This window comes from Escherichia sp. MOD1-EC5495 (assembly GCF_002965965.1).
Classification (GTDB): Bacteria; Pseudomonadota; Gammaproteobacteria; order Enterobacterales; family Enterobacteriaceae; genus Escherichia; species Escherichia ruysiae.
Genome location: NZ_PTRI01000010.1, coordinates 144,760 through 154,811, shown reverse-complemented (window position 1 = coordinate 154,811; position 10,052 = coordinate 144,760). Strand labels below are relative to the sequence as shown.

Here is a 10,052-nt window from a genome sequence, read left to right as displayed (position 1 = left end):
CAACGTGAGAAGTGTTGATGGTGATACCACGAGCTTTTTCTTCCGGCGCGTTATCAATCTGGTCGAATGCACGAGCAGCACCGCCGTAGGTTTTAGCCAGTACGGTGGTGATTGCAGCGGTCAGAGTAGTTTTACCGTGGTCAACGTGGCCGATAGTACCAACGTTAACGTGCGGTTTTGTACGTTCAAATTTTTCTTTAGACACGGCTATATTCCTTACTATAGTGCTCTCCCCTTCAGGAGAGAGCACGGGACTTTGGTATTAACCCTTAGGCTTATTTACCACGGGCTTCAATTACGGCCTGAGCAACGTTACTCGGCGCTTCATCATACTTCAGGAATTCCATAGTGTATGATGCGCGACCTTTGGTCAGAGAACGCAGCTGAGTTGCATATCCGAACATTTCAGACAGCGGTACTTCAGCGTGGATCTTAACGCCAGTAACTTCAGATTCCTGACCTTTGAGCATACCACGACGACGGCTCAAGTCACCGATAACGTCACCGGTGTTCTCTTCCGGAGTTTCTACTTCAACCTTCATGATCGGCTCAAGCAGAACTGGTTTCGCTTTCTTAAAGCCTTCTTTAAAGGCGATAGAAGCAGCCAGTTTAAACGCCAGTTCAGAGGAGTCAACGTCATGGTAAGAACCGAAGTGCAGACGAATACCCATGTCTACTACCGGGTAGCCTGCCAGCGGGCCTGCTTTCAGCTGTTCCTGGATACCTTTATCAACGGCCGGGATGTATTCGCCAGGGATTACACCACCTTTAATGTCGTTGATGAACTCGTAGCCTTTCGGGTTAGAACCCGGCTCCAGCGGGTACATGTCGATAACAACATGACCATACTGACCACGACCACCAGACTGTTTCGCGTGTTTACCTTCAACATCGGTAACTTTCTGGCGGATAGTTTCACGGTAAGCAACCTGCGGTTTACCTACGTTCGCTTCAACGTTGAATTCACGCTTCATACGGTCAACGATGATGTCGAGGTGCAGCTCGCCCATACCCGCGATAATGGTCTGGTTAGATTCTTCGTCAGTCCATACACGGAAAGACGGGTCTTCTTTAGCCAGACGGCCCAGAGCCAGACCCATTTTTTCCTGGTCAGCTTTGGTTTTCGGTTCAACTGCGATGGAGATTACCGGCTCAGGGAATTCCATACGTTCCAGAATGATCGGCGCATCCGGGTCACACAGGGTGTCACCAGTGGTTACGTCTTTCAGACCGATTGCAGCAGCGATGTCGCCCGCGCGAACTTCTTTGATCTCTTCACGTTTGTTAGCGTGCATCTGAACGATACGACCGAAACGCTCACGTGCAGCTTTCACGGAGTTCAGTACGGTATCACCAGAGTTAACCACACCGGAGTACACACGGAAGAAGGTCAGGTTACCAACAAACGGGTCGGTAGCGATTTTGAACGCCAGTGCAGAGAACGGCTCGTCATCACTTGCGTGACGCTCAGCCGGAGTGTCTTTACCGTCGTCCAGGATACCGTTGATCGCAGGTACGTCAACCGGGGATGGCAGGTAATCAATTACCGCATCCAGCATCGCCTGAACACCTTTGTTCTTAAACGCAGAACCACAGGTTACCAGGATGATTTCGTTGTTCAGAACGCGCTGACGCAGAGCACCTTTGATTTCTGCTTCAGTCAGTTCTTCACCACCCAGGTATTTCTCCATCAGCTCTTCAGAAGCTTCAGCTGCGGATTCGATCAGGTTCTGGTGCCATTCGTTAGCCAGTTCAACCATGTCTGCCGGGATATCTTCGTATTCGAAGGTTACGCCCTGGTCAGCGTCGTTCCAGTTGATAGCTTTCATTTTCACCAGGTCAACAACACCGGTGAAATGTTCTTCAGCACCAATCGCCAGCTGCAGCGGAACCGGGTTCGCGCCCAGACGGGTTTTGATCTGGTTAACAACTTTCAGGAAGTTCGCACCCATGCGGTCCATTTTGTTAACGAACGCAATGCGCGGAACTTTATATTTGTTTGCCTGACGCCATACGGTTTCAGACTGCGGCTGAACACCACCAACTGCGCAGTAAACCATTACCGCACCATCGAGAACACGCATGGAACGTTCTACTTCGATTGTGAAGTCAACGTGCCCCGGGGTGTCGATGATGTTGATGCGATGCGGCTCATACTGCTTAGCCATACCAGACCAGAATGCAGTAGTCGCAGCGGAAGTGATAGTAATACCACGTTCCTGCTCCTGCTCCATCCAGTCCATGGTTGCAGCGCCGTCATGAACTTCACCGATTTTATGGTTTACACCGGTGTAGAACAGAATACGTTCGGTAGTAGTGGTTTTACCGGCGTCGATGTGCGCACTGATACCGATGTTACGGTAGCGTGCGATGGGTGTTGTACGAGCCATTTGTTTCCTCGTTTATCTTTTAGGCGTTCAATTTAAGTAGCCCAAAGCGGGCTGCTTACTGGAAGCGCCCGCCTGGTGACTAAAACTCCGAAGGGATTACCAACGGTAGTGTGCGAACGCCTTGTTGGCTTCGGCCATACGGTGAACGTCTTCACGTTTCTTAACTGCAGTACCTTTGTTTTCTGCAGCATCGGAAAGTTCGTTCGCCAGGCGCAGAGCCATGGATTTATCACCGCGTTTACGAGCAGCTTCAACGATCCAACGCATTGCCAGAGCATTACGACGAACCGGACGGACTTCAACTGGTACCTGATAAGTAGAACCACCAACGCGGCGAGACTTAACTTCGACAGTCGGGCGCACGTTTTCGAGAGCTACTTCGAATGCTTCCAGTTCAGATTTACCAGAACGCTGAGCCAGGGTCTCCAGCGCGCTGTATACGATAGATTCGGCAGTAGATTTTTTACCATCTACCATCAGGATATTTACAAATTTAGCCAGCAGTTCTGATCCGAACTTCGGATCCGGCAGAATTTTACGCTGACCAATGACGCGACGACGTGGCATGGAAATACTCCGTTGTTAATTCAGGATTGTCCAAAACTCTACGAGTTTAGTTTGACATTTAAGTTAAAACGTTTGGCCTTACTTAACGGAGAACCATTAAGCCTTAGGACGCTTCACGCCATACTTGGAACGAGCCTGCTTACGGTCTTTAACGCCGGAGCAGTCAAGCGCACCACGTACGGTGTGGTAACGAACACCCGGGAGGTCTTTAACACGACCGCCACGGATCAGGATCACGGAGTGTTCCTGCAGGTTGTGACCTTCACCACCGATGTAGGAAGTCACTTCGAAACCGTTAGTCAGACGAACACGGCATACTTTACGCAGTGCGGAGTTCGGTTTTTTTGGAGTGGTAGTATATACACGAGTACATACGCCACGTTTTTGCGGGCATGCTTCCAGCGCAGGCACGTTGCTTTTCGCAACTTTGCGAGCACGTGGTTTGCGTACCAGCTGGTTAACTGTTGCCATTAAATAGCTCCTGGTTTTAGCTTTTGCTTCGTAAACACGTAATAAAACGTCCTCACACAATATGAGGACGCCGAATTTTAGGGCGATGCCGAAAAGGTGTCAAGAAATATACAACGATCCCACCGTTACCAGGCGACCTGGCTGGTGTGCTTAACCGTAAGTCTGACGAAATCAGTATAGTCAATGGGAGTGATATCGTTCGAAATTCGACCAACCAAACCACGAGCGATGAGGTCTTCGTTCAGGGCATAGACCTTAATGGGGGCATTACGCAAACTTTCAAGGTAGCGGTTACCATCAGCTGCGGCAGTGACGCCATCCTGCAATAACAGCAGTTCATCCCCATCACTGAGCAGACGCAGCAGCGCAGGAAAATCCGTCAGCCAGGGTGAGCGATGTAATGTATGCAGCATGTACGCCTCAAAATCTCAAAATAACATCGTAGTTGCCGAGTTCCCGACGCAATGCTTCTGCTTCGAGCGGAGTGACTTCTACAACAAAGGGTGTCTGGGGATCTAACCCACGTTCACGCAGTGAAGCCGCACAAACCCAGCACTGTTCAATGTCATACAGCCCCAGCAGTTTAAAGGTTGCGATATAATCACGCGCCAACACCACATCGGGCTTTTGCCCTGGCAGAAGCTGAAAAACGCCATCGGCAATAAAGAAGACGGCGAGTTCGTCAGTTAATGCGGAAGTCGCCAATAAAGCATCCAATCCTTCACGACCAGCAGCTGTACCATGAGGTGCAGTAGAAAAAACAAACGCAATTCGTTTCATCAGAACTGTACCACCCTGTCACAGGTCAGCGAGGCTTCAGCCAGAGCGCCAAGGCCACTTAAGGTAAAGCCCGGCTGGAGATTTGCAGATGCCAGACCGAGTCTTCCAGCTTCAGTTTCATCGACGATACCGCGACGCAATGCTGCCGCCACGCAAATATTCAGCGCCACGCCATGTTGTGTATTCAGTTGTTGCCAGCCGCGCACAAGGTCAAATTCATCACTTGCCGGAGAGGTCAATTGGTTAGCGTTATAGACCCCTTCCCGATAGAAAAAGACGCTGTTTAACTCATGGCCTTCTGCTATCAGCGCCTGCGCAAACTGAAAGGCACTACTCGCCTGTTGCGTACCGTATGCTGGCCCGGTCACCACGATGGCAAAACGCATTACTTATCTTGCCCCTGGAAATCACCGCTCTTGAACTGGCGGATGTAGAGATAGACAGTGTGTTTGGAGATGTTCAGACGGTCAGCCACCTGGTTGATCGCGTCTTTAATATCGAAGATCCCTTTCTCGTAAAGATTCAGCACGATCTGGCGATTTTTAGCGTTATTGGCAACATTGCGATCGGCATTCACTTCTTCAATGGTGAACTCCAGCGTTTGGGTGACCAGATCTTCAACAGAAGACGCAAAGTTGACGCTTGAACCGACGTCCGGGGTTTCTGGCGGCACAAAGGTACTCATGATCTGCGAGAAGGGAACATCAAGATTCATATTGATGCACAGCAGACCAATTACACGCTGTTCGCGGTTACGAATGGCGATAGTCAGGGACTTCATTAAGACACCGCTTTTGGCGCGAGTAAAATAGCATTTAGAAACGCTGCTATCCGCCCCCGTCATATCGTGCAGCATACGCAGCGCCAGATCGGTAATCGGCGAACCAATCTTCCGGCCTGTATGTTCACCGTTGGCAATACGAATGGCTGAACATTTTAAATCCTGCAAAGAGTGCAAAACGATTTCACAGTGGGAGCCAATGAGCATCGCTAACCCGTCCACCACAGCTTCGTAGGATTTCAGAATATCAAAATCGGTCTGGTCGAAAGGACGTTGATCCAGTAAATCCAACTCACTGGTTTCGTTGGTTAAAAGCGACCTGGACATGAAAAAAAACACTCCTTTTCAGGAGCCTGTCGTTAACTTTTCAGGGCAGGCTCATTAATGATGCGGGTAACTAAATTAATACAGCGGAGGTTCCGCTTTCCAGCACTAATTATATCCGGCCTGTAATAAAAAAAACCGCCGCCTGGTCAGGCGGCGGTTCTTAATGCTTATTTTTTAGCAGAATCTGCGGCTTTCGCATCGGCTTCTGGCTTCGCATCAGCCTTCGGCGCTGGTTTCACATCCAGCAACTCTACGTCAAATACCAGAGTAGAGTTTGGTGGGATCCCCGGAACGCCCGCTTTACCGTAAGCCAGCTCTGGTGGAATAACCAATTTGATCTTGCCACCTTTCTTGATGTTCTTCAGGCCTTCGGTCCAGCCTGGGATCACGCCGTCCAGACGGAAAGAGAGCGGTTCACCACGGGTGTAAGAGTTATCGAACTCTTTACCGTCGATCAGCGTACCCTTGTAGTTCACTACAACAGTATCGCTGTCTTTCGGTGCTTCGCCTTTACCGGCTTCTACTACCTGATAAACCAGGCCAGTCGAAGAGGTTTTCACACCTTTCTCTTTGGCAAATTTCTCGCGGTACTCTTTACCTTTAGCTTCGTTATCAGCCGCGTCTTTTTCCATCTTCGCCTGGGCAGAAGACTTCACACGAGCTTCAAATGCTTGCAGAGTCTGTTCGATCTCTTGATCGGAAAGTTTGCTCTTATCAGCAAACGCATCCTGGACACCAGCGATCAGCTGATCTTTATCCAGCTTAATGCCCAACTTTTCTTGTTCTTGCAGTGAATTTTCCATGTAACGACCCAGCGAAGCACCCAGTGCGTAAGCTGATTTCTGATCGTCATTTTTGAACGCTGCTTTGCTGTCAGCAGTTGTAGCAGGTTTCGCCGCTTCGGCAGCAAAAGTAATTGGTGTATGCAGGGCAACGGCCATTGTGGTCGCCAGCAGCGTTACTTTAAACAGTGATTTCATCCATATCTCCAGGATCGGGGCATCTCACCCCAGGGTTAACTATTATCAGAAAGGTACTATAAAGCGTTGTCGGATAAATCTACATACAGACACGCCCTATTATCATCTATTTTCAGACTCTTTTTGTTTAAATTAGTTTCGATGTCGCGAAATGAGTGCTGTCTCTGGCAGCAAAGTTAAGTAGAATCCGCAGCGATCATTCGACCAAAGAGGTGAACCATGCAGGATTTATCAATGGAAGCACGCCTGGCAGAGCTGGAGAGCCGACTGGCTTTTCAGGAAATCACCATTGAAGAACTGAACGTCACGGTGACCGCTCATGAAATGGAGATGGCAAAACTGCGCGATCATCTGCGTCTGCTGACCGAGAAGTTAAAAGCCAGCCAGCCGTCGAACATCGCATCGCAGGCTGAAGAAACGCCACCGCCGCATTATTAAGGCGAAAAAAAAGCGGGTAAGTCCCGCTTTTTTGATACCTTTACGGTATTAGTGGCAACCGCAACCGCCGTTACCTTTACCACCACAGCAGCCTTCGCCACCGTGTTCATGACCGTGATCGTGGCCATGACCACCGCAGCAACCGTCATGGTCGTGATCGTGGTGATGATCGTGCGCGCCATGAACGTGACCATGAGCCAGTTCTTCTTCGGTCGCTTCGCGAATCGCCACAACTTCAACGTTGAATTTCAGGTTCTGCCCCGCCAGCATGTGGTTACCATCAACCACGACGTGATCGTCTTCAACCGCAGTGATCTCAACCGGCACCGGGCCCTGGTCGGTTTCAGCCAGGAAACGCATACCTACCTGCAGTTCATCAACGCCCATAAATACGTCTTTAGGAACGCGCTGCACCAGGTTTTCGTCGTATTGACCGTAAGCGTCGTTCGCGCCAACAGCTACATCAAATTTGTCGCCAACTTCATGACCTTCCAGCGCCGTTTCCAGGCCAGAGATCAGGGAACCGTGACCATGCAGGTAGTCCAGCGGCGCACTCACCGGAGACTCATCAACCAACACACCGTCTTCTGTACGTACCTGATAGGCCAGGCTGACCACCAGGTCTTTTGCTACTTTCATGATATCTCCTGAGCATGGGAAGAATAGTGGCGCAGATTGTATCGGAATTCTGCTGCCGTGTACTCACTAGCTTAAAAAAACTCGGCGCATATCGCTAGTCCGGATGAAAAATCCCAATCACTTGCTCATCTTTGCGAACGTGATCGCGGGCTTCTTTATCGGCTTCACGCATCTGATGCCCACACTTAACACATTCAACAATATCAATATTATTTTCGCGCCACATCGCCATTGAGTCTTGCGCCTGACAGGCTGGACATTTCGCGCCAGCAATAAAACGTTTTCGGATTGCCATCTTCACCCTCTACTCAAATTCATCCCAGCCATCCATTTGGCGTCGTTCTTGTTGCATTTCACGCTGGAAAATCTCTTCCAGTTCGCGTCGGGCTTCCCTGGCGCGAGAAATTTGTACGGTATCAGCGTGCATCGGGATGAGTTCCCGCAGCATTCGCATATCCAGGCGACGAAAATGCAGTTGTGCCCGCTGCGCCTGGTGTGGATGCATACCTAGCGACACTAACGTCTTGCGCCCCAGCTCTAACGCACTGGAGAATGTTTCACGGGAAAACTGTGTCACCCCTGCTTGTAATAACTCATGTGCTTCGACACGTCCGCGCGCTCGCGCAAGAATATGCAAATGCGGGAAGTGCTGCTGGCATATTTCCACCAGCTTCATGGTGTCTTCCGGCTCGTTACAGGTGATGACGATAGACTCTGCGGCCTCTGCACCCGCAGAACGTAAAAGATCTACCTGCGTGGCGTCGCCGTAATAAACTTTGTAGCCATATTTGCGCATCAGGTTAACGGCGCTGATATCCCGCTCCAGTACGGTGCTGATATCCCGCTCCAGTACGGTAATGCGCATTTTATTCGCCATCAGTAAACGACCAATCACCTGACCAAAACGCCCAAAGCCCACGACAATGACCTGCGGTTTATCATCGTTGACCCACGGTTTTTCATCTTCTTCTTCCGTTCCGTTAAACTGGCGGGATAGCCATTTATCCACCAGCTTCATCAGCAGCGGCGTGGTCATCATGGAAAGCGTTACCGTCACCAGCAACAGCGCCATCTGGTCGCCCTGGAATAAGCGTTGTGAAGAAGCGGTAGAAAAGAGCACAAAGGCAAACTCACCGCCCTGACTCAGAACGCCAGCAAACTGCATCCGCTCAGAACTGCGCACGCCATACAGGCGCGCTAACAGATACAGCACGAGAATTTTCACCGCCACCAGCACGACCACGCTTATCACTACCCACAGCAGATGGGTATAAAGCACCCCGAGGTTAAGCGACATCCCGACGGAGATAAAAAATAGCCCGAGCAACAAGCCCTTAAACGGATCGATAGCCGTTTCCAGTTCATGGCGATATTCGCTTTCCGCCAGCAGCACGCCCGCAATAAACGTACCGAGCGCCATAGACAGCCCCAGCGCATCCATAAACAACGCAGAACCCAGCACCAGCAGCAGCGTCGCGGCGGTGAACACTTCCCGAACGCCAGAAGCCGCAATAAAGCGGAATACCGGACGCAGCAAATAGCGCCCACCAATCAACATGCCGACAAATGCCAGCACCTTCATGCCGACCTTCATCCAGTCGAAATGTTCGTCTGCCGATCCCGCCAGCAGCGGCACTAACGCCAGCGCAGGGATCACCGCCAGATCCTGAAACAGCAGAACCGAAAACCCGAGCTGCCCGGATTCACTACGATTCATCCCTTTTTCACGCATCAATTGCAACGCCATTGCAGTTGATGACATCGCAAGCCCAATGCCACCGACCACCGCCGCCTGCCAGGCGAAATCCGTCAGCATCAATAATCCCGCCAGCAACGCCGCACTTAACAGCACCTGCGCCGCGCCTACGCCAAAAATCGAGCGCCGCAATTGCCAGAGCTTGGAGGGGTTCAACTCAAGCCCGATGATAAACATCAGGAATACCACGCCGAGTTCCGAAAAGTGGAGGATCTCATCGACGTCGCTAATAAACCCAAGCCCCCACGGGCCAATCGCAATCCCTGCCAGCAAATATCCCAACACAGCGCCAATACCCAGCCGCGAAGAGAAACAGCACTCCTGCGAGTAAAAAATCGGAACCTTCCATCAGCGGCCTCCTGGGGGCAGCGGATTTGCCAGCCAGTCACCGTAGGCTCTGGCGTGACTCGCCAGCTCCTGCTCGCTTTGCCGTCTCGCCCAGTAAATAATGATGGGGCTTAACCAATGCATTCGGCACATGCCCGCCGCCAGTTCAAAGGGGCGTAGAACATCGCTCATCGGGTAGCGATTCAGTGCGTCATAACGGTAAGCACTTTCCGGCTCACCGGTGGTGATCACGCTGCGCCAGTACTTTCCCGCCAATTGATTTCCTCCCGGCCCACTGGCAAAACCACGGCTTAATACCCGGTCCAGCCACTCTTTCAGTAGCGCCGGGCAGCTATAGGTATAAAGAGGATGCTGAAAAACAATCACCTCGTGCCCGCGCAGTAATGCCTGCTCACGGGGGATATCAATAAAAAAGTCGGGATAGTGCGCGTAAAGATCGTGCACGGTAACATTGCTGAGCTGCGTGGCCGGTTTAAGCAGTACCCGGTTTGCCACCGAGTCCTGAGATTCCGGATGGGCATACAGCAGCAAAACTTTCGCTGGCTGAGACATCATCCCCCTCCCGGTATGGTTTT

Annotated in this window: 13 protein-coding genes and 1 pseudogene; 1 reads left to right on the top strand and 13 read right to left on the bottom strand. The window is 51.1% G+C overall.

The genetic code is table 11. The features are described from left to right. The 9 genes from BEG40_RS10445 to fkpA form a co-directional block, all read right to left on the bottom strand. Positions 1 to 205, bottom strand: a 205-nt coding sequence (locus tag BEG40_RS10445) for a GTP-binding protein (protein ID WP_000031659.1), incomplete at its 3' end; no start/stop codon positions are given. Between the two features lie 70 nt (positions 206 to 275). Further along, the gene (fusA, locus tag BEG40_RS10440; protein ID WP_000124700.1) at positions 276 to 2,390 is read right to left on the bottom strand and encodes an elongation factor G; all 2,115 of its coding nucleotides are present in this window, start codon (positions 2,388 to 2,390) and stop codon (positions 276 to 278) included. A gap of 96 nt (positions 2,391 to 2,486) precedes the next feature. Next, a complete protein-coding gene (rpsG, locus tag BEG40_RS10435; protein WP_001138043.1) occupies positions 2,487 to 2,957 on the bottom strand; it encodes a 30S ribosomal protein S7 in 471 nt (156 codons plus the stop codon). A 96-nt stretch (positions 2,958 to 3,053) separates the two neighbouring features. Next, complete coding sequence (gene rpsL, locus BEG40_RS10430) at positions 3,054 to 3,428, bottom strand: 30S ribosomal protein S12 (protein WP_000246815.1); 375 nt, start codon at positions 3,426 to 3,428, stop codon at positions 3,054 to 3,056. A 125-nt stretch (positions 3,429 to 3,553) separates the two neighbouring features. Next, positions 3,554 to 3,841: a sulfurtransferase complex subunit TusB gene (tusB, locus tag BEG40_RS10425; protein WP_000903389.1), complete on the bottom strand. Its 288-nt coding sequence runs from the start codon at positions 3,839 to 3,841 to the stop codon at positions 3,554 to 3,556. A 7-nt stretch (positions 3,842 to 3,848) separates the two neighbouring features. Further along, positions 3,849 to 4,208 carry a sulfurtransferase complex subunit TusC gene (gene tusC, locus BEG40_RS10420; RefSeq protein ID WP_000820726.1) on the bottom strand — a complete coding sequence of 120 codons (360 nt, stop codon included), beginning with the start codon at positions 4,206 to 4,208 and terminating at the stop codon, positions 3,849 to 3,851. Continuing rightward, a complete protein-coding gene (gene tusD, locus BEG40_RS10415; protein WP_001209682.1) occupies positions 4,208 to 4,594 on the bottom strand; it encodes a sulfurtransferase complex subunit TusD in 387 nt (128 codons plus the stop codon). Before tusD ends, tusC begins: the two co-directional genes overlap by 1 nt. Further along, complete coding sequence (locus tag BEG40_RS10410) at positions 4,594 to 5,316, bottom strand: helix-turn-helix transcriptional regulator (RefSeq protein ID WP_010357572.1); 723 nt, start codon at positions 5,314 to 5,316, stop codon at positions 4,594 to 4,596. The genes tusD and BEG40_RS10410 overlap by 1 nt, the downstream gene beginning before the upstream one ends. 167 nt (positions 5,317 to 5,483) lie before the next feature. Further along, positions 5,484 to 6,296 carry an FKBP-type peptidyl-prolyl cis-trans isomerase gene (gene fkpA / locus BEG40_RS10405; protein WP_000838278.1) on the bottom strand — a complete coding sequence of 271 codons (813 nt, stop codon included), beginning with the start codon at positions 6,294 to 6,296 and terminating at the stop codon, positions 5,484 to 5,486. Positions 6,297 to 6,515: 219 nt separating this feature from the next. Here fkpA and BEG40_RS10400 point away from each other — a divergent pair, with 219 nt between their 5' ends. Next, a complete protein-coding gene (locus BEG40_RS10400) occupies positions 6,516 to 6,734 on the top strand; it encodes a protein SlyX (RefSeq protein WP_001153620.1) in 219 nt (72 codons plus the stop codon). 48 nt (positions 6,735 to 6,782) lie between these two features. Here BEG40_RS10400 and slyD read toward each other — a convergent pair whose 3' ends face one another. The 4 genes and pseudogenes from slyD to kefG form a co-directional block, all read right to left on the bottom strand. Continuing rightward, positions 6,783 to 7,373 carry a peptidylprolyl isomerase gene (gene slyD, locus BEG40_RS10395; protein WP_000861334.1) on the bottom strand — a complete coding sequence of 197 codons (591 nt, stop codon included), beginning with the start codon at positions 7,371 to 7,373 and terminating at the stop codon, positions 6,783 to 6,785. Between the two features lie 94 nt (positions 7,374 to 7,467). Then, positions 7,468 to 7,668: a YheV family putative zinc ribbon protein gene (locus BEG40_RS10390; protein ID WP_001007730.1), complete on the bottom strand. Its 201-nt coding sequence runs from the start codon at positions 7,666 to 7,668 to the stop codon at positions 7,468 to 7,470. 9 nt (positions 7,669 to 7,677) lie between these two features. Beyond that, positions 7,678 to 9,478: pseudogene (gene kefB, locus BEG40_RS10385) on the bottom strand (glutathione-regulated potassium-efflux system protein KefB). Further along, positions 9,478 to 10,029 carry a glutathione-regulated potassium-efflux system ancillary protein KefG gene (gene kefG / locus BEG40_RS10380; RefSeq protein WP_010349567.1) on the bottom strand — a complete coding sequence of 184 codons (552 nt, stop codon included), beginning with the start codon at positions 10,027 to 10,029 and terminating at the stop codon, positions 9,478 to 9,480. Before kefG ends, kefB begins: the two are co-directional and overlap by 1 nt. Positions 10,030 to 10,052 lie beyond the last annotated feature (23 nt).